This is a genomic window from Bradyrhizobium sp. CCBAU 25360, assembly GCF_028128695.1.
Taxonomy (GTDB): Bacteria; Pseudomonadota; Alphaproteobacteria; order Rhizobiales; family Xanthobacteraceae; genus Bradyrhizobium; species Bradyrhizobium ottawaense.
Map to the genome: position 1 here is coordinate 801,930 of NZ_LBJA01000001.1, position 20,073 is coordinate 822,002.

A 20,073-nucleotide genomic window follows, 5' to 3' on the forward strand; every position below is an offset into this window, starting at 1 on the left:
TCGAAAGATGGTGATCGCGGACGTGCCTGACCAGAGCATCATGCGTGCTCCAGTCGAGCGCGTATTCCGGCAGAACGATACCGTTCGCAGGCTTTCGCTTTCGACGCGCCTCTGCGAGCAGCCGATCGATGAAGAAGACGAAATCACGTCACCCTCATCAGTGCTCCATGCCTCATCGGTGGCGCTCGGTGTGCCTCCTCCAGGCGGAGCCACTTTTGTCGACGCGAAAACGTCACCAACGATTCTTATTTCCCTTCTTGTCGCGATTCACTCGGCCACGGAAGCAACCTGCAGGGATGGCGTAGGGAAAGGGCACCAGGAGCACATTTGAGCCTGGTCTGATCGCTGCCGTAGTTCGCTTCGGGTTGGTGCCAATACGCGTTCGTGTAGGCTCTCGGCGGTACGAGCGTCAGATTATGACCGAGCGTCCGGATCTAGCAGCCCAACTCCGTTGTCCTGCTTTTTAAGGCTGCCGGTTATAGCCTATTGTTTTCGAAATGAGTGAAATCGGATGGCAATTCGGGTACGGAGCAATGCCACAGGCGGGCCCTGTTCGGTTTCGATGGAGCACGCCTCGGCACACGGAACGGCAACTGATAGCCCCACAGGGAACATCGAGAGCGTCTACCGGATTTGACGCAAATTGACCCGGACAAGCCAGGTTGTGTCGGCGAGAACGAAAGGTGTTCCCAGGGCTGGCGCCCGGACCTGTGGCAGCTCCCGTGCGTGTCCGGAATGTGAGGGCCATATCAGGCGCGGCGAGTCCCAGGACGCGATCATGACGCATCGCATTCGTGGTTTCTGGACGCGGCCGCAAAGTTCGCTACGCTGGCACCCCCGCGTGCAGGCCACGATGAGAACTGCGAGATTGCAGGCGTGCGCGCTTCTTTTGGAGCCATCTACCGAAATCGGTCCGCACAAACGTTTGTATGTATTGGACAGGCGCTTCGAGGAGCTAAGTTGAAACGCCGAAAGAGGGCGCTGGCAGCGGACAGGCTTCCTGGGCTTGACGACTTGTTCGCCCTCGTTTGGGACAAGGCAATGGCTTCCTTCGACCCCTCGGGTCGGAGATGATCTCGATGGGCACTTCAATGAGTACTTTGATTCGCCTCCGCTACAACACAATGGCCGATGAAAGCCCGGGCGGCGAATGGAGATGGCGCGTGATCATGGAGAGAGATGGCGGTTATGAGGAAGTTCTCGTAAAAGAGCTCTCGATCAACGTGCCGTCATTCTCCCAGGCAGACGAGATGCCTGTTGTTGGGCGCAAGTACCATATTGCTTGCCACGGCACACTCACGGTGAAAGACGGTGTCGGTACCATCAGGTGAACCGAATGAGGCCGCCTCGATTGGGCTGACTCGTCCTCACGCTCTAGCCATCTGTCGTGGACTTAAACGGGCGACTGAAGCGATGATCCCGCGAGGCGCCTCGTCCGCAAGGCTGATTGAAGTTCTATTAGCCGCCCTCTCCGGTTGCCGCCTTCGGCCCCCGTTTTTGTAAGCCTCACACCCACCAGGATTGAGCGGGTTGAAATCATGCGCGTCCACTTTTTCGCATCGTCTGCTCACGGCTGCATCATATCAAGGGGCGTAATTCGCCAATCTTAATCGCAGTCATGAAACGCCACAATGATTCTTAGCTGAATCCTTTTGCGAAGGGATAACCAAGGAGTGATTCGTTCGCTGCCTTCATAGTCTCAAATTGATCATCAATGCGTCTTTGGTGTTGTTGATCAAGCATCAAGAGGCCCCTGCGAACATTTCAAGCGATCACGCTTTTGGTTGGCGTAACATGGGGAAGAACGGTGGAGAACCGCCGACCTGGACTTCCGTCAAAACACTCCAACCTTGTTGAGCATAAAGTCGCATCGCGTGCGGACTGGTCGCCTCCAAGTGCACAGGTCTCCGCGCGGCATCTGAGATCTTGGTTGCGTGCCGAAGAAGATGTCCTGCGAGCCCTGATCGCTGATGTATGGGATCAATGGCTACCATAGTGACATACCAATGCGGCTGATGCGGATGGTACTTACCGAACGTTTCAAAAACTCTTTCGGTTTCGGAACGCCGGTGCGCAGGAACGCTCCTTAGAAGGAATTCCATCATGCTGGTGTTGTCGCGCTTTTCGCCAGCTGTGTCCCATAAGATGGCTCCCTTGTCGCCGTGGTTAAGGTATGCGCCGCTCGAATATGGACTGCCGCAGTAATGCTTAATAATTCCGTTAAAATGCTGCAGGTACTCCCGCGGTTCAGGGTACAGCCACCTCAACAAGGACACATCGTAAATCCGGTTGTTAGGATCGCAAGGACTCTCGAGTAGTCCTGAAGATCGATAGCCTTGATCGATAGTGCGTCCCCATTGGCGGATTGCATAGTGCCTCCTTGCGCTGCCAGTGCCGAACTGTGGCCCTACCGTTCTAGCGCTTTGAATGCACCGACCGCGTCGCCAAAAAACTGCGCTAGCAAAAGCCAGGCCAAAGAATTGTGCGGCTCGTCTTGCTTCTTGGAGTGGAATGTCGTCTTCGAGGGACGGGGACGCGGTTGCCGTCGGGGAGCTAGCGCTTGCGAAAGCGCTAGCCTAGGCTGGCTGATGCGCAACAGCCACCCGAAGGTAAATATCCGCACAACGTTGAGTGAGATGATTCACTCTTCAGACGCCCGGCATTTACCCCACGAGGGTTTCAACGTTCCTTCGCTCTCCTGCCGCCGCGGAGCCCCGCGAACTGCCGGTGAGGTGCGGGAGCCGCTCCGCGGGGTGATCCTGTTGAGCTGGGCGGATCGCTGGCCGGGCAGAACAGCCGCCGAAGCCGGCGATCCCTACGAATCTCTCCGAGCCTTCGCGGCCCACAGGAACGCTCGGCCCATACCGTGTCAAAAATCTTACGGCAAGCGATTACCGAAGACGTGAAGCCACCTCGCGGGCGATTGCAGAGGGCGCTTAGCGATTTCACCCGACGTTGGTATGGAATTTGCTGTCTCCGCTCGCGCAGCCGCGCGCAATTGCGCCATCGCCACTGATGCCTACGCAACGCGCGCGATCGCAGTGCTCTGCATCAATCAAAGCGTAAGGTTTCTAACATGAAGCCGCTCGTCAAGGCTAAGTCTGAGCCCGGACTCTGTTTACGCGACGAACCCGTGCCCATGATCGGACCGACTGATCAATTGATCAGGCTCAAGAAGACCCGGGATTTGCGCTACGGATTCATATTTTCCGCTGGGATGAGTGGGCTCGCAAAACCGTGCCTGTGCCCATGGTGGTGGGCCATGAGTTCGCGGGCGAAAGAGTTGATCTCGGCTCGGCCTTTCAAGGCCTTGCATGCGGCCAGCGTGCGACGGGAGAAGGCCATGTGATCGCAATGCACGGTCTGGCCTAGGCCGCCCGGACCGCATTTTTGAAGGCACGTAAATTGCTGGATAACGAGCAGGAGCTGGCGCAAAGAACGCAGGCCGCAGCGACTATCTCGGAATTCTAATGAGGCTGATCCGATCCATCTTGTTCCACCTGACTTTGATGCTGCTTGCACCTGAACTTTCGGACGCAACGAGTGCTGCCGCTGGCGCAAGTCCTTCGAGCGTCAAAGCTGTGGCGACATTCAAGCAGAATAGTCGCCGAGAGGTGCTACTAAGCTTCAGCAGTCGCGGCCCCTACGACAGCCAAACGACGCTAGCCGCACTCGGTCAACCGGCGGACAACTTCCGGCCGGTCAAGCTGCCTGGCAGTTCCGCGGCGCTGGAACCCCAGCCTTATATGTATGATCCGCACGCCCCAACGCCTGACAGTCAATATCCTCGATGGCGCTGATAGGCTTAACATCCCCCTTGTGACGTACGGGATGTGCAATCCTGCCGCCCCGCCTTTTAATCTCCTAGCTGCAGAGACGCCGCGCTCAAGCAATACAGCTATCCTCCTCGGAGTTCTGATTGTCGCCTTTCTGACTGTTCTTGTCGTTATTGTTGTAGAAGTAAACGGCCCAGGTGCGGGCACGTGAGCGAGCAGAGCTGGGCTATATCGCAGTCGCCGTTCAGCTGATCTGCCGCAACTCTTCGCTGGTTGCAATTCAGCGTTCACGCCAAGGGACTCACGGGAATTTGTCCGTCCTCCAGGGTGCGGCAAGACCACACTCCTACACTGCATTACCCGGATGCAGCGTCTGACCAGCGGAGTCTGCTCGGTCGACGGCGAGATTTGGTAGGATGAGGCGATGTCTCAGCCGCACTCATCTACGTCCCATCGGGGGTGTACTTCAGCGGCCGATCTTTTCTTATTTGTCTATCAAAGCGTACTCTCCTGTAGAGCCGGTCAAAACCGAAGACGGCACTGATCGACTTTGACGGTGTAGTCGAACCACTAGTCTTGGGGCACTGCCTGACGATGGGACTGTCACACCTTTCTCGGCCGCAGCAATGTAGCGCGCTGTTGATCCCAACTCGGCTACTTTTAGTGGCGACCCGCTCATTTGGACTCAACTGCACCGCCAAGAGCAAGCTCTGCCATGCCTTTAAGGCTTGGCTAGCTTGGCACGATTTTCCTCACACCGAGAGATCGCGTCCTACGACGGTCCGGTTCTAGCGCGCGTGCGTCACTCACGCTGCTTGATCGCAAATCGGCTATCCAGCGAACGCGGCCTCACCGGGGGCCCTCACCGGGGGAGTACTTTGTTACGGCCTTCCCTAAAGTTCTTTGGCCTTTCGCGTGATGCGCTCACCCGTTCGAAGCCGATAAAGGCAAGATCATTGTTGCAGCCTTTGTACGCGCGCGTCCCAAGATTTGCTGGGGCGGTTCTGCGCGATACCCTCGTGCGGCACTTGAGGGACAATCCTTTACGCATCTTCGCGAAATAGACTGCGCACCATTTCTCGCTCTCATGAATCCAGGGCCAAAAGTGATTGGCTCTCTTCGCCGGCAGGGAACTCAGAGCGCCGCGCGGGGCGCGTCCTGGCCAGCACCGATCTACGCCAACCTCGTCTCGGGCGCGGGGCTCCGCGGTTCGGCTACAGCGTCGCGCGTCCTGTTCTTCGGCTTCGCCCCACTGGACGAATATTCCCCTTTTGCCTTCCTTCTTGAAAAAGTCGAGCACAGCTTATCTGCATTGCACCGAAGCAACCGCAATTGCGGCCACAGAGCAGTTGGCAGCAGACCTCATCAGCTCCCCACGGCTCTCCTTAACGAGAGACGCGCCCTTCACATGGCTGCGAGAGGAATGAGGCACAGAACTGTCAAGACAAGCTAGATGATCTCGAAGTATCTCCGACGTTCAAAGTCGGTCACTCGATTTTGAACGGCGTCCCATTCCCAACGGCGCGAGCAAGAAAACGCTTCAACAAACCTTTCTCCGAAAATCTCGTTCGCCGCTGCTGACTGTGCGAAACGAGAAGTTGCCTCTGATAGGCTTTGAGGTAGTCTCGCAGTCATTTCCACACTTGCATCACCGGCGATCGACGCGGGTAGTGCCACACCTGTCTCGACTCCCAATATTCCGGAACCAATGGCACATGCGAGCGCAAGATATGGGTTCACGTCTGCGCCAGCCAGCCGATATTCCAGACGATGGACGGATGGCTCCCCCAAGATAGCGCGAACCGCGCAGGAGCGGTTGTCAACTCCCCAGCTTGGACAGATTGGTGCCCAGTAGCCAGGCACCAACCTCTTGTAGCTATTGAAGTTCGGCGCAGCGAGCACACAAAACTCGTTCATGTAGTTCAATTGTCCGGCGATGAATTGCCTCATAAGTTTTGAGAGGTTGCCGACCGCATTGCTGTCGTGAAACGCATTCTGACCATCCGAGGACATCGAAATGTGAATATGGCCGGACTGGCCCGGCCAATCCTCGGAAACCTTGGCCATGAATGTAGCCATCATGCCTCGCCTTTGCGCCCATGCTTTTATCATCGACTTGAATATGGTTGCTCGATCGGCAGCTTCCAACGCATCACAATGACGAAGTGACGCTTCGACCACGCCCGGTCCCGTTTCGAAGTGCAGTCCGCTGAGAGGTATTCTAGCTTTCTCACAAAGCGCTAATATCTCATCGAACAGCTCATGTTGAGCAACGGAGCGCATAATCGAGTAGCCGAACGGGCCGCGTGTTAAAGGAGCCCATTCGCTGAACGGCTTATCCTCAATTGTATCGGCGCTCTCCTTGAACAACATAAATTCAAACTCGAACCCAACAGCGCATCTGTATCCGAGGTCAGCAGCCCTTCTCAGGACCTTACGCAGAACACCCCGCGGGCAGATGTTCTCATGTGCGCCCGTGAACTCGGCGAGGTAGAGATGTTGATTGCCGAGATCAGACACCGAACGGCCGGTGGCAGACAGAATACGCAGGTCAGCATCGCCAAATGCTGATAACGGCTGCTGCGTGAAACTGATTGGGATGACCCGATCCGAACAATCCCACGCCAGCACCGCTTCAGAGAACTTGATGACTTTATCTTGACCCGAGAGATCTTCACCTAAGACATGCTTGCCTCGCAGCACACCGTCGAAGTCGCTTACGCCAATCATCGCTACGCGGGCTGGAGTGGCTCCGGTCAAAGTTGCTTCAGTTGCCATCACTGGCTATCCCGCGCCACCAATTCGAACACCTGATCCATCCGCATTTCTCGCAACTTGTGATAGTCATCATTAAGCTGATTCATGTCGCTATTCACGAGATAGACGATGCCCGGTGTCGACGCCAAATCGATAGTCGGAACCAGCTCTTCACCAATTGGAACGAATGCAATGGCATCCGCAAAGCTCGGGAGTTTGCGGATTGCTTGGAGTCCCGGGTAGCCGGCAACGACACCGCCCCTGTCGGAGATCAGGGAGACACAGAGTGCGTGCGCGTTCCGCTTGTACGGCCCGCGCATCCTCATGTACTCACCAAAACCCTCGGGATCTGCGTAGCGCCAAGCGGTCAGCGTGACATGGTTATGCCCCAACGCCATCGTTCGTGCTTTTGCCGACATAGTCCCTTGAAGCCTCGCCCCGAAGTCCACCAGAACGGGCCCCCGATGATCGACAATGATCTCGGCATGAGCCGGTCCCTCGAGGATCTGAAGTGCCTGCAACGCACGTTTCAGGTAGTCGGAGAGCTCCTGAACGATTGGTTCGCTGCCGTCCAACAATCTTTCGAGTGAGCAGACGGATGATGCCCCCTCGATAGGAACGGTGTCATAGGTCCAGGCCTCCGTAACGAAGGCATCTCCGTGGATCGAGACGGCGTTTACTGTGTATTGTTGACCGTTTATTTTTTCCTGCCCGAGAGCAAAACGATTCAATGCTCCGACACGGTTCGTCTTCCCAACAATCGCGCTTAGAGCACGCTGAATATCGGAATCTGTCGAGCAAAAGAATACATCCTCGGTGCCCGTACTGTTCAGAGGTTTGATCACGATCTCATCGAACTTCGCTTCGCGCCTCCAGCTTGCGATCTCCACAGCATTGTCAGACACGACTTGTCTGATCGATCGCACACCGGCATAGGTCAGCGCGCAAGACAATCGTGCTTTGTCACGCCGAGCAGCCGATAGAGCGGTCCCGTTTGAAGGTAAGCCCAGCCGCTCGGACAACGAATCGGCGAGTTCGACTCCAGGCTCGCAACCCGCGATAACGAACTCAAATTCTCTGCCCTGGAGCGCCTGAAGATGATATTCAACGATGTCATCATACCCCATGCGCTCGCCGGGGCGAATGAGTTCATCGTACAGATCCGCATTGAAATGCGCTTGGAATATGGGTGGAATCTGTGCGGCCGACATCACATGTACCGTCCCAATTCCATAGCGCTTGAATTCTTCGGGTAGGTAGCGGCCGGTAGAGTATGCATCCACGACCACACATTTCCGTTCTTTCATGCGGATCTCCGATACTGCAAGTAGATGTTGCTGACAGCGATAGCCGTAATGAGGACATTTCCAACGAACGTATGTGGCGAAGGCACGATGCGAGAATCGAAGTACTGGAACAGGAAGGTGACGATGGGGGCGGTGGACAGGACCATGTTGACGGTGAAGGGCTCTACGCGGCGAATGCCCTGCTGAATCAAGAGCAAAGGCAAAACGATCGTCGACAGTCCAATTGCTGCGATCGCAAACCAATGCTGCGAGATCTCGGGCACGATAGATGAATGGTCGACCAGCCCCAGCAGCAAAAGAATGGTTCCATAAAAGCGATGCGCCAGGACCTGTCGGCCGGAAAACCCGCGGTCGAACAGCACCTTGACAAGGATATTTGTGAGGGCGAGCGATAGGCCGGCCACGATGGCCAAGACGATGCCAAAGGACGATCGAGCCCCCCACTCCACACCCGCATTGCCGCTGGCCGAGATCCAAATCATGTAAGTCGCGATCGTCGCAATCGCGGCGCTCACGACAATATCGGATGTTGGCGGGGCGCCGCTGCGCCTGATCAGGGCGTTTAACCACACTGTTGCGGCGGGCCCCAACGCCACCATGAAAGCGGCCACGATCGCAGGTTCAGCGTATTTCAGTCCTATAAATAGGCCGATCCAGCTGATCGCCGTCACCACGTTGAGTGCGACGAAGACCAGGAGCGACCATTTTCCGGCTCTTGCTTCGCCTCCCTCGTGGCGAGCCAAGAAGTTGAACGTTATACAAACCACTGCGAAAGACAGCAGCAGCGCCACGAACACATCCGCTTTCTGAAAATACGATGCCGCATAAACCTCCCCTGCCGCGCTCAGAACGACATAAAGCGCCACAAAAAGCACTCCTAGAGCGAAGCCACTCGTAGATCGTCCGCCCCTTTTGTGCCCGCGACACCGGGCGGAGCTCTCGGAAGCCCACGCGCGCGAGTCGTTTTCGCAGGACTGCCCTTTCGGCTCGCGCGAGCCACGTTTCGTTTGCAATATCACGACCTGCCTCTAGCCCTTCTTAGTCCGGCAGTACCCAACACACGCCTCTCCAAATGCCTTGAACAGTTGCTTGCTGAGGAGGTCGGTTGAGACGTGCCATTCGGGGTGCCATTGCACACCGATTTGCAGCGTCGGAGCGCCAATCACTGAAGCTGCCTCGACCAGACCGTCGGGCGCCCACGCCTCGCGCCTCAGCGCTGGGGCAAGCGCCTCGATGCCTTGATTGTGCAGCGAGTTGACTTGCGCTTCGATCATCCGCGCGATTGGAAACAGTGCGCCATCGGATGATATCCTGACGTGGTGCGCGGCATCATATTGACGGTCCCTGGGACGGTCTGGCTTCTCAGCATGCATGGCGCCGCTTTCTCGGCTCCACTCCGCAAGCGATGGGCGGAGTGTTCCGCCGAGATAGACGTTGAGTTCCTGAAGCCCACGGCAGATGCCCAGAATGGGCATTCCGAGGGCGATGGCGCTCTCTATGGCCACGGCAGAGAGCCTGTCCCGGGGACGGTCAAGGATCCCAGGCTCAACATCCTGCCGATCAGGATCCAAGGACGCGGGCGCTGACAGGACTGCGGGGTCCACGTTCGATTCATCGCCTGTCAAGACCAGACCGTCCAGCCGGCGCATGATGGCCGGGGCGACCTCCTCCATAGCATCTTCCGCGTCGACGGTCGGCAATATGACACAAGCCACTCCCGCATGACGATGGAGTGCCTGCACGTACTTGCGCCGTAACCAGTCGCGATGCACACCATCGACCAGAAGACGGTTCGAAGTGACGCCGACAACGGCTTGGGTGCGCTCGGGCTGTTGCAACCTCACGCCACCTTGCCTCGCGTGCGAACCCCGGCAACGGACTGCTCATACAGCCGTCGATTTCGCTCTTTCAGCTGAGTTATGACGCTAGGCTGACCTTGAGGTCCCTTGACAAAGAGCCCGCCCCAGGTGGCGGCGACCTTCGCGTAGTTCGGATCCTGCATTCGGATTTTCTGCGCCGTACGCAACAGCCAAAACGGGATACCGGGTGAAAGGTGATGCTCAAGGTGGTACTCATCCAGATTCTGTCCCAGAATGGCTCGTTCGAGGAAGCTTCCTTTCCGATTCCTCGTAAGATAGACGTTCTGCGTCTCTGTTTCGCACATGGGTGAATGCTCAGCGAGTTCGATAAACCAGCCGAGGACCTGAAACGTGGTGAGATAGGGCACGATCCAAAACAGGACGACGATATGGAGCAGACCAAGAGCATATGACCCGGCCAGGATGCTGAACCAGAACAGATAGAAGCCATACCTGTCGACAAGTATGCCTGAGCGGCTCTGATCATCGGTCTCTTCGATCGAAAAACGATTAGTCCAAAGATACTTCAGATACGCTACTGTCGCGCCGCCGAAGATCGGCTTCCAAATGATGTTGAAAGTATATCTCTCTGGAGGCTGCACATCGTAGACGCCGCTGGCCAGGAAAAACTTCAGGTCGGGATCCTTGTCCGGGTCGCCGAGATAGGGATGATGCAAGTAGACATGTGAGATCCGGTAGGCCCAGTGGCGTTGGAACAAGGGATAGGAAGCGAACAGAATGCCCAGGACATAATTCCAGGTCGTATTCTTCGCGAGCGTGCGGTGAGCCGCATCGTGAGCGATGGTTGTCAATCCGCGTTGATAGGCACCGATCAGGAGAACGGCCAGCGGGTAGAACCACCACGAGACAGACACGGTCGCAAGCGTGCACGCTGTAATGACAGCGTAATCTTTCGCAATGTAGGCGGCCCCCGTGATGTTGTCCGGCCTTAGCTCCGAAAGCTGCTTATTGATCTCCCGACTGAATTGAACGGCCTCATAGCGTGATGACCTCAGTTTCCAAGCGTCTGCCTGATTCATGAGAACCTCTTCCTGATCGCCTTGCAGGTTGTCAGATTGCGGAAAGCGCCTTGTCCAGATCGCGCAAGATGTCGTTGACATCTTCGATGCCGACACAAAGCCTGATTGAGCCACCAAATATGCCGGCGGCTTCGCGCTTTTCCCGCGGGACAGTGGTGTGGGTCGTCGAGACAGGATGAGTCACGAGCGTGCGGGCATCTCCCACATTGGAAACGTGATACATCAAGTCAACGTTTTGGATGAACTTGCGCCCGGCCAGTTCGTCTTCCACTTCGAACATGACCATCGCCCCATGTCCGTATGCGGTGTTGAGTGTCTGATCGACGATTTCCCGATCGGCGCCCTCAAAGAGGCCCGGGTAGAAGACGCGACGCACTTTAGGATGCTCCTTTAGGACGCCGGCGACGATCCTGGCATTCGCGCAGTGCTGCTTCATGCGAACCGGCAGCGTTTCAAGCCCTTGGATCAGTTGAAAGCTCGCAAAAGGGGCGATGGCTGCACCCGTATCGCGCAACCAGGTCATGCGAGCCTTGAGGAGAAACTCGCTCTTTCCTAGATCATCGACATCGCGCACAGCGTTCTGCCAGACAATTCCGCCATGCGCTTCGTCGGGACCGTTGAACAAGGGAAAGCGGGAGGCTCCCCGATAGCTAAATTTGCCGCTGTCAACGATTAGTCCGCCGAGGGTCGTGCCATGACCGGATATGTATTTTGTTGCAGAGTACGTCGTAATTGCAGCGCCCAGGTCTGACGGCCGACATACCAGCGGCGTCGTCGTATTGTCTACGACCAGAGGCACGCCGTACCTTCGGCCGATTTCCGCCAGCTGTTTGACGGGGAGCGGAATCAGACAGGGATTCGAAATGACCTCTCCGAACAGGCAAATCGTGCGATCATCAATGGCACGTTCGAACGTCTCGGGCCTTCGAGGATCTGCTGTCCTCACGCTGATTCCCAAACGCTTTAAGGTATTGTGGAGCAGGTTCCAGGTATTGCCATATAGATAAGGAGAGGCAACGATATTGTCCCCTACTTCGCCACTTGAAAGGTTGACGATAGCAAGGAACGTTGCCGCTTGACCTGACGCAACGGCGAGCGAGTCGCTGCCCATATCGACGGCGGCGTAGCGCTTCTCCAGCGCGCGAGTCGTCGGATTGATAATCCTCGTGTAGGTGAACCCATCCGCTTTGACGTTGTAGACGTCAGCGATGTGATTTAGATCGCCATCGAGTTCATAAGCTGTGTTCTGGTAAATCGGCACTGCGACGGCTTTTGTCACCGGGTCGCGTCGATAGCCCGCATGCAGAACAGCGGTCTCGGCGGAATGCCGCAGCTGCCGGTCCCCAGCTGCTTGAGCCGGCATCTTTACGCGCGCCCCATATGCCTCTTGGCCCGACGCCGGCCTTGCTGACCGAGCCTGACCGGAGCGGAAATATGTACGAAAGGCGCATCCCAACTGCTCAATCCAGCTAGATTGGATTTCCCCAATGCAACCGACCCGAAAGCTCCGCGTCGCAAGATGCAGCTTCGAGTAGACGTAAAGGTTATGGGCCGCCAAGTGGCGATACAGCCCATCGAATCCTGGCTGGTCCACTATTCCGGGCGGCGCACTGAACGCAACACAGACCGGGGACTGCAACTCGGGGGACAACAACGGAGCCACTATCCCTTCGAGTTCCTTGATGAGGTCGTTTCTGACCTTCTCGTACCTGAAGCGCCTGGCATCGATGCCTTCCTCGTGCAGAATCTTCAAAGCCATTGTCGTTGCCTGAACGACGTGGGTTGGAGGGGTCGACCGCCACTCACCCGTGCGCTCGAGCGAGCGCCATTGATCTCTCACATCGAGCACAAACGATCTCGGTTCTTGAGTCACATTCTCCAGTAGCTCGCGCGAGGCGATGACGAACGCTACTCCCGGCGGCCCTTCTATGCACTTGTTGCTCGACGTGACCAGTACGTCAGGTCCACGCTGGCTCAGATCGATATTGAGGGCGCCGAACGAACTCATCCCATCGATGATAGTCTTTACGCCACGTTGCCTCGCCACCTCCACGATCTCGTCCAGCGGATTGACGATTCCGGTTGTCGTCTCACAATGCACGAAACACAGGTGCGTAACGCCGGGATTTCGGCTCAGATACTCGCTGATCTCTTCCGGATCCAACGGATCCGTCGCGCGCTTAACAAGCTTCAGTGCTTCGATACCCCACAGCCGAAAAATTTGAAGAATGCGCTCGCCATAGATGCCGTTCACGCAAACGAGCGGCCTGTGGGCTCGGGACACAAATGAGGAGAGGGCCGCCTCCATTGCAAAGGAGCCGCCTCCTTGAATAGGCACCACCGAATATTCCTCACTGTTTCCCAGCAAGTTGAGCATCAGCCGCCTCATGCAGGCGGTCACCTCCTTGAACTCGTCATCGCGAGACGCGAGATCAAGCTGCATCTGGCTCCTGACCGCCGGCGATAACGATAATGGACCAGGCGTCAGCAACGACCGCTGTCTTGTCAAACCATTTCCTCCTAACATTGTATTGGTCGATGACCTTGAGTACGCACAGTAGGGAGCGCCGTGGCGCGTCCCATCCTCATCAACAGCTTCGAATGAAGCGACATGTACCGTGGGCGCGTTTCGCGTCGACGCCCAAAAAGGCTGTCGGATGACAACCTCCATATCTCGTCGCGGACGGAGAGCGATGCTTCACAAAGCTCCTCATTGATGCCCTTCAGACCTCCCAAAATACCCCTTGGCGCGAAGAACTCGGGCGCAACCGGCGCCAACGTACGCTCTCATCCACTGTCATGCATGGCAAGCTTGAGCGCGATCGCCCTCTTGCAGCTATGAAGCGCCAGTCTGCGAACAATTTACGTGTGAGCCTGTCCGGTCAGGCACGCTTTACGCTAGCAAGGAGCTGCAGCCAGGACTCGACGTGCCCGGATTATCAATGCCTGGCACACTCGATGATCGTGGTTCGCAGCGGGAGTCTAATGCGTTCCTTTGGACTTGATACATTTGCACTCCGTCGCTGGTTGGAGGATCTAGGACGCCGATGACTGTCCATTTCGGAGATCGTACAACTTGACGTTACGGGCGGTTCAACCCTCTCCGAAGATTTTCTCACGTAAATTTTCCCGACGTGCTCTCATTTGGCTGCGACAAGCTGACGTAAGCAGCAGAGGGCAGAGGATTCATAGCGCGGTTTTCGGCGAGCGGCCGTACGACAGAGCACGTTGTCCTGATTTGGTAGGAGTGCGCCGAGCCGAGTCCGGATGAGTGGCAGGTTCATCTTTTAAATTGATCGGTAGATCGGCAGCATCCATTGTTCGCTACACACGCCGCTCGTTGCGAGACATCTCACCGGGCGATCGTCCGGCGGTGAAGGTACGGTGATTTACGGCGGTTAAAACGCCTGAGCCGGCGAGCCACGCATCACCAGCAATCGGGGTGCGCAAGTACCTCGCCCATGAGGCACTCTGGTTCGACGATAGTCACTTCCGAGCCGTTCTGCTCGCTTTTGATTCCTCCGCAGGCCCGCTCGTTGATGTGAACTCGCGTTCTACGCGGTCTACAGTGCGGTCGAGCACGTCGATGGCTGACCAGAGCGGCTCATCGAGAGATCATTCTTTGTCGCTTGGCCAGCGATGAGCTCCCTTTCCCTTTCGGCCGCGTCAATGGCCGCCTTCATGGCAAGGAACGATGGAAGGCGGACTGGATCATGACGCGAACACGCAACGGAGCGCCGTAGCACAGGATGGCTAATGTTCGCGGCAGCGTTGCCTCGACATGCGAAGGTGCTGGGCGGAGGCCGACGGTGTTCGCCTACGAACGGCGGCCACAATGAAGCAAGCTTGCCGGACGTTACCATAGGCCACGACAGGATGGATCGCGACCGATTGCTCGCTTCAGATTGGTCCATACCTGGAGTAGGCCCAGGCTGGCCGGATAGCCACCCCGGAAAACCGCGGCCCGCGCTTCGTACTGTGTGGGGAAGTAAAGCCGGCCGAGTCCGCGGCCCCGGCGCGGCTTTAAAGGCAGATCGGCGTGTTCTTGGCCGCACGCGCAGCAAGAAGCGCCAAGCCCCCCTTCAACCTAGTGGAAGTAGGACTTCCTCTCTGGCCTTTCTCGCCCCATGGTAGATTCTGATCTGCAGCATGGGACGGCCTCTCTTGAGCTCCACGCTCCTGACCATGCTCCATCTTTGCTCGCGTACTCGGTTTTGAACTGACCATCCACTTCGAGCACATATCCGGAAGCTGGCAGTACACGAGTGGGTGCGACCAGTCTGTTCCTCTCGAGCGAAAAGTTTGACCGCAGGCCCCGCCTGAGCCAGATCGCCTGAGCCGCGCCGGCAGGATATTACGCGAATTGATGACGTGACGCGAGCACATCTAGCCATCAAGAATTGAGCGCGCTATCAAGACATCCACTACCGCTTTCGCTGACTGCTCTAGGTTCTGCTCCATGGTCCTGAGATGAATATCCGGTGTTTCTGGTGCTTCGTAGCACGCGTCGAGGCCGGTGAAGTTCTTGATGTTGCCTGATTTCGCCTTTGAGTACAGCCCTTTCGGGTCTCGCCGTGCGCATTCCTCGATCGGCGTATCGACAAATACTTCTATGAACTCTTCGTTGCCAACCAGGATGCGCACCCTGTCCCGTTCCGCTCTCGTGGGCGAGATCAACGAGCAGATCACGATCAAGCCGCTGTCCACCATCAACTTGGCAACTTCACCGACACGCCGAATGTTCTCCCCGCGGTCCGCCTCCGAGAAGCCCAGATCGGCGCTTAATCCGTGTCGGAGGTTGTCGCCATCCAGCAGCATTGTATGCCGCGACATCGCAAACAGCTTTTGATCAACCAGATTCGCAATCGCCGACTTTCCCGCGCCAGACAGGCCGGTGAACCAAATGACGCAAGGCTTCTGATTCTTGAGTGCGGCACGCTCCTTCCTATCTACGGATAGGGCTTGCCTAGAAATATTGGCGGTCTGCCGTAGCGGAACGGCAATCATGCCTGCCCCCGCCGTACGATTGGTGTAACGATCGATGAAGATGAATGATCCGGTCTTCCGATTGACGTCATAAGCATCGAATACTGCGGGCATTGTGGTCACAACATTACAGAAGGCGATCTCGTTCAACGAAACCATCCCGGCGGCCAGATGCTCACAAGTGTTGACGTCGATCCGATGCTGAATTTCAGTAATTCTGCCGGAAATCGTCTGCGATCCGATCCGCAGGATGTAATTGCGTCCGGGAGTGAGCGGCTCCTCGTCCATCCAAATCACATAAGCAGCGAATTGGTCGGCGACCTTTGGTTGATCGTCCGGTCGGGACAGAATGTCGCCACGGCCGATATCAATTTCGTCTTCCAGTGTAATGGTCACCGCATCCCCGGCTTTGGCGCCGACAAGGTCGCCACCGTGGGTCACGATCCGCTTGACGCGCGTGGTCCGTCCCGACCTGGCGACAATGATCTCATCCCCCGCCGAGATCGTCCCGGAAGCCACCGTCCCGGCATAGCCCCGAAACTCAGGATTTGGCCGGTTCACCCATTGTACCGGAAAGCGGAAAGCCTGGCTTGCGGTGCCGGACTGGATGTCAATGCTCTCCAAATATTCAAGCAGGCAGGGACCACGATACCAGTTGGCACGCGCGGAGCGGTCTACGACGTTATCGCCGTAGCGGGCCGAGATCGGGATGGGAACGATCGAGGTGAAGCCGAGACCGGCGGCAAAGGCCATATAGTCGCGCGCGATCCGATCGAAGCACTCCTTGTCGTATGCGACAAGATCGATCTTGTTCACTGCCAGCACGATATGACGAATACCGAGCAGCGCACAGATAAAGGAGTGGCGGCGCGTCTGAACCATCACGCCTTTGCGGGCATCGATCAGGATAATGGCGAGCTGAGCCTGCGAGGCGCCGGTAGCCATATTGCGGGTATACTGCTCATGGCCGGGAGTGTCGGCCACCATGAAGGAGCGCCGCGGCGTAGTGAAGAAACGGTAGGCAACATCGATCGTAATGCCCTGCTCCCGTTCGGCCTCGAGGCCGTCCACAAGCAGCGCGAAGTCGATGTTATCCCCGGTGCTACCGTACTTGATGCTGTCGCGTTCCAGCGCCGTGATCTGATCGTGGTAGATCATCTTGCTGTCGTGCAGTAATCGGCCGATCAGCGTCGATTTGCCATCGTCCACCGAGCCACATGTGATGAATCGCAGCTGATCCTTCGTCCGGACCGGAACCGGCTCCGTTGTCTGCTTTGTAAACATCAAAAGTAGCCTTCTCGCTTCTTCTTCTCCATTGAAGCGGCTTCATCGGTGTCAATTAGGCGCCCCTGGCGCTCAGACATGGTCGCGGTCTGCATTTCTGCGACGATACCTTCGATCGTGGTCGCATCGGATTCGATAGCCCCGCTCAAGGGATAACATCCAAGGGTGCGAAAGCGGATCATCCGCATTTCCGGCGTCTCATCGCAGTTAAGCTGCAATCGCTCGTCGTCAACCATGATCATCGCACCATTTCGATGCACTGTCGGTCTTCGTTTTGCGAAGTAGAGCGGAACGACCGGAATTTTCTCGATCATGATGTATTCCCACACATCGAGCTCGGTCCAGTTTGACATCGCAAACACGCGCATAGTTTCGCCCTGGCGAATCCGTGTGTTGAACAGGCTCCAGAGCTCCGGCCGTTGGTTACGGGGGTCCCATACATGTCCAGCCGAACGGAAGGAGAGTATCCGTTCTTTTGCGCGACTCCTTTCCTCATCGCGCCGGGCTCCGCCAAAGGCGGCATCGAATCCGTGGAGGTCGAGCGCCTGTTTCAGCGCGTCCGTTTTCATGACCTGGGTATGGAGGGCGGAGCCGGAATCGATCGGATTGATCCCACGCGCGCTGCCGTCCTTGTTGACATGGACAATCAGGTCGAGACCGAGCCGCCTGGCTGTCGCGTCTCGGAAGCTGATCATCTCGCGGAACTTCCAGGTCGTATCGACGTGAAGCAGTGGGAAAGGTAGTTTTGCCGGATAGAACGCCTTGATCGCAAGGTGTAGCAAAACGCTTGAATCTTTTCCGATCGAGTAAAGCATGACGGGCCTTTTGAACTCGGCGACCACATCACGCATGATTTCAATCGATTCAGCTTCGAGACGGTGCAGATGTTTTGGCAGCATATATCTTGTTTTCGGTGCAGGATCTCTGTTCTTCGCCGCTCTATGGCTCCAGCCCAGAGCGGGGAATATCCGTGGCAGAAATGGCCGGCCAAGGCGCATGGCTCGTCAATGAGGCCAAGCCCCGTTCGACAGCACACTTCGACGCGGCAGCATATCGCATTCTGCCGCTCGCACTGCCGGCGCGTGCGGCACACCTGATCGGGAGATCAGCGTGCCGGTTAAGGATCTTGGCTAAATCAACCAGCGTTGCTCGACCACAAGCATTCAGAATCCTTAGGAGCTCCCGACGATCCGCTCAAGCCGCGCGACCTCGCCTCGCAACATCTCGATAGCCACGTCCCGGTTCTCCGAAACGTTCCAATTAGTGTGGGCAGACTCTCCAGCATGAGATAAGCCGGACAGTCCTCCCGCCTTGGCACTTCGAAAATCCCACCATGTTCGGAATATCCGACGATAAAGTTCGGTTACTTCCCGTCCCCTGTCCAGAACTCCGGCTTTCTGGGCATGCAGCAGTTCCTGCTCATATCCAAGTTCTACGAAAAGCTCGGCACCGACCAGATCGGTCACGGTTTGCATCTCTTCGACGCTCAATTGAGATTGCCACGATTTGACAGAGCTTTCGTCGATGGTGTTTCGTTCCAGGATTTTTCGGTCTCCAAAGCTGCTGGACTGAAGATAATCTGCTCGTCCCATGCTCACCGATGCCACGCCTCCTGGATCACAGCCGAGCGCTGTCAGTAGACGCTGGATTTCCTCGTCCGGGTGCGCCACGAGCAGTTCGTATTGCACCAAATGAGTCTGCGGGCGAATACGTTGCGCGGCGAGCCTAGGAAGACCCAAAACCAAATCGGCCAGCGAAGATATTATGCCATCGGGCAGTCGAAGCATGAGGTCAGCGAGACTGGATACGCTGACCGGCTGCGCGCTTTCTGCCCGCAGTGGGATGCCCCACGTCGATTTCAGTGAAGCGGCGATCGCGTAAGGATTGCGCATCAGAAGGATGTGTAGCGCTTCCGGATAGACGGATTCAACAAATTCAAGTGTCGTCCAATAGCGTGGTGTCTTATCTATGATGATGCGCTTGCCCGCTTTTGCCAGATATTGATCGTATGCTGCATCTGCAAAAGCGCGGCTGACGATCGTGCGATCTATCCGTCCCAAGAATTCGGAGGTGGCGGCCTCAATTAGAGAGCTGCCGGCCGGATGACGCCGATCCACCTTGCCAATTGCTTCAAGCGCCAGCATTAACCAGGGTTCAGGCGGAGCCGCAATGTCTGGATGGAGCTGCAGCAAATGTGCAAGGAGTGTGGTCCCGGATCGTGGAAGACCAAGGAGAAAACACACCTCAGGTGAACGACCAACAAGTCCGCTCATCATTCAGACACTCGTGCTTGGCAAGCGCCATCTGTCAACGCTAGCTCGATTGGGCGAAACAAAGCCGGCCGCCGGATCACATGAGGGCAACCGCTTGCGTACAAGGAGTCGAAAGGACAAGAATTTTGTCTGCCACTCATGGCTTGAGACCCATTCAGTCCGATCAGGCGGGATCACAGAACGATAACTGAAATCGCTTCCCCGATTGCTCGATCGATAAAACGAAATCAAGCAACAGCTCAAGTGCACGAAGATTGACCGCGAATATGGCAAGGTTGAAAAGAACTATACGGACGTTTGCCAAGACCGCGCGCGGCACATGGAAGGTTGCTACGTATAGAAGATGGGTGCGCCGGGGCATTGAAGAGGTAACTGCGACATGCACCTTGCTGAGGCTCGGCAGACACAAACAATTTCGGCATATGAGCGGAGCGCTGCAAAGAAGCAGGCCATATCGCGGACATCACAGCAGAACTCTTCTCAGCGCGGGAGCGATCCAGACGCTACCTCCAGTGAGCGCCGCCGTTGGTCGGTCAACAGACTGGATCGCCCTTCATGTGAGAGATCCATGACGGCGCCATCAGCAAGGCAATGTCTTCACTGCCGATCGGTCACACCCGTTGAGACCACGTCTAAGATAGTCCGTCAATAATGAGAGATGCTGGAGCTCCCACCGCGACAGTGAAACACCATCCAAACACTCTCTCAGCGCGGATCCGTAAAGCTAAATTTCCGACAAAATTTCTATGGGTACTGAGGGCGGCCCAGCGAGCCGCCCTATCGCGCCAGTA

At 56.6% G+C, this 20,073-nt stretch carries 12 protein-coding genes and 1 pseudogene; 3 read left to right on the forward strand and 10 right to left on the reverse strand.

Annotated elements, in window-relative coordinates; translation table 11 throughout:
- The first annotated feature begins 7 nt into the window (after positions 1 to 7).
- Together XH81_RS03595 and XH81_RS03600 are read left to right on the forward strand one after the other, a co-directional pair.
- Positions 8 to 331 (forward strand): hypothetical protein, encoded by a 324-nt coding sequence (locus XH81_RS03595; protein ID WP_271595793.1) that lies wholly within the window; start codon positions 8 to 10, stop codon positions 329 to 331.
- A gap of 748 nt (positions 332 to 1,079) precedes the next feature.
- The gene (locus tag XH81_RS03600; RefSeq protein WP_172789611.1) at positions 1,080 to 1,331 is read left to right on the forward strand and encodes a hypothetical protein; all 252 of its coding nucleotides are present in this window, start codon (positions 1,080 to 1,082) and stop codon (positions 1,329 to 1,331) included.
- 441 nt (positions 1,332 to 1,772) lie between these two features.
- Here XH81_RS03600 and XH81_RS38670 read toward each other — a convergent pair whose 3' ends face one another.
- Positions 1,773 to 2,105, reverse strand: coding sequence for a GNAT family N-acetyltransferase (locus tag XH81_RS38670; protein ID WP_442868194.1), 333 nt, complete (start codon positions 2,103 to 2,105; stop codon positions 1,773 to 1,775).
- A gap of 971 nt (positions 2,106 to 3,076) precedes the next feature.
- Here XH81_RS38670 and XH81_RS38675 point away from each other — a divergent pair.
- Positions 3,077 to 3,360, forward strand: a pseudogene (locus XH81_RS38675) (alcohol dehydrogenase catalytic domain-containing protein); the annotation flags it as partial.
- 1,865 nt (positions 3,361 to 5,225) lie between these two features.
- Here XH81_RS38675 and XH81_RS03610 read toward each other — a convergent pair.
- The 9 genes from XH81_RS03610 to XH81_RS03650 form a co-directional block, all read right to left on the reverse strand.
- The gene (locus XH81_RS03610) at positions 5,226 to 6,554 is read right to left on the reverse strand and encodes a glutamine synthetase family protein (protein ID WP_271595795.1); all 1,329 of its coding nucleotides are present in this window, start codon (positions 6,552 to 6,554) and stop codon (positions 5,226 to 5,228) included.
- A complete protein-coding gene (locus tag XH81_RS03615) occupies positions 6,554 to 7,840 on the reverse strand; it encodes an ATP-grasp domain-containing protein (RefSeq protein WP_271595796.1) in 1,287 nt (428 codons plus the stop codon). Before XH81_RS03615 ends, XH81_RS03610 begins: the two co-directional genes overlap by 1 nt.
- A complete protein-coding gene (locus tag XH81_RS03620; RefSeq protein WP_271595797.1) occupies positions 7,837 to 8,706 on the reverse strand; it encodes a DMT family transporter in 870 nt (289 codons plus the stop codon). Before XH81_RS03620 ends, XH81_RS03615 begins: the two co-directional genes overlap by 4 nt.
- Before the next feature lie 162 nt (positions 8,707 to 8,868).
- The gene (locus XH81_RS03625) at positions 8,869 to 9,684 is read right to left on the reverse strand and encodes a gamma-glutamyl-gamma-aminobutyrate hydrolase family protein (protein ID WP_271595798.1); all 816 of its coding nucleotides are present in this window, start codon (positions 9,682 to 9,684) and stop codon (positions 8,869 to 8,871) included.
- Positions 9,681 to 10,739, reverse strand: a complete 1,059-nt coding sequence (gene rtxC, locus XH81_RS03630) for a dhydrorhizobitoxine desaturase (RefSeq protein ID WP_271595799.1) — start codon at positions 10,737 to 10,739, stop codon at positions 9,681 to 9,683. The genes XH81_RS03625 and rtxC overlap by 4 nt, the downstream gene beginning before the upstream one ends.
- Positions 10,740 to 10,770: 31 nt before the next feature.
- Complete coding sequence (locus XH81_RS03635) at positions 10,771 to 13,182, reverse strand: 2-aminoethylphosphonate--pyruvate transaminase (protein WP_442868184.1); 2,412 nt, start codon at positions 13,180 to 13,182, stop codon at positions 10,771 to 10,773.
- Between the two features lie 1,943 nt (positions 13,183 to 15,125).
- A complete protein-coding gene (gene cysN / locus XH81_RS03640; RefSeq protein WP_271595801.1) occupies positions 15,126 to 17,009 on the reverse strand; it encodes a sulfate adenylyltransferase subunit CysN in 1,884 nt (627 codons plus the stop codon).
- On the reverse strand, positions 17,009 to 18,007 hold the full coding sequence (gene cysD, locus XH81_RS03645; RefSeq protein WP_442868185.1) for a sulfate adenylyltransferase subunit CysD: 999 nt from the start codon (positions 18,005 to 18,007) through the stop codon (positions 17,009 to 17,011). Before cysD ends, cysN begins: the two co-directional genes overlap by 1 nt.
- 174 nt (positions 18,008 to 18,181) lie before the next feature.
- Positions 18,182 to 19,285 (reverse strand): sulfotransferase family protein, encoded by a 1,104-nt coding sequence (locus tag XH81_RS03650; protein WP_271595802.1) that lies wholly within the window; start codon positions 19,283 to 19,285, stop codon positions 18,182 to 18,184.
- Positions 19,286 to 20,073: the final 788 nt, after the last annotated feature.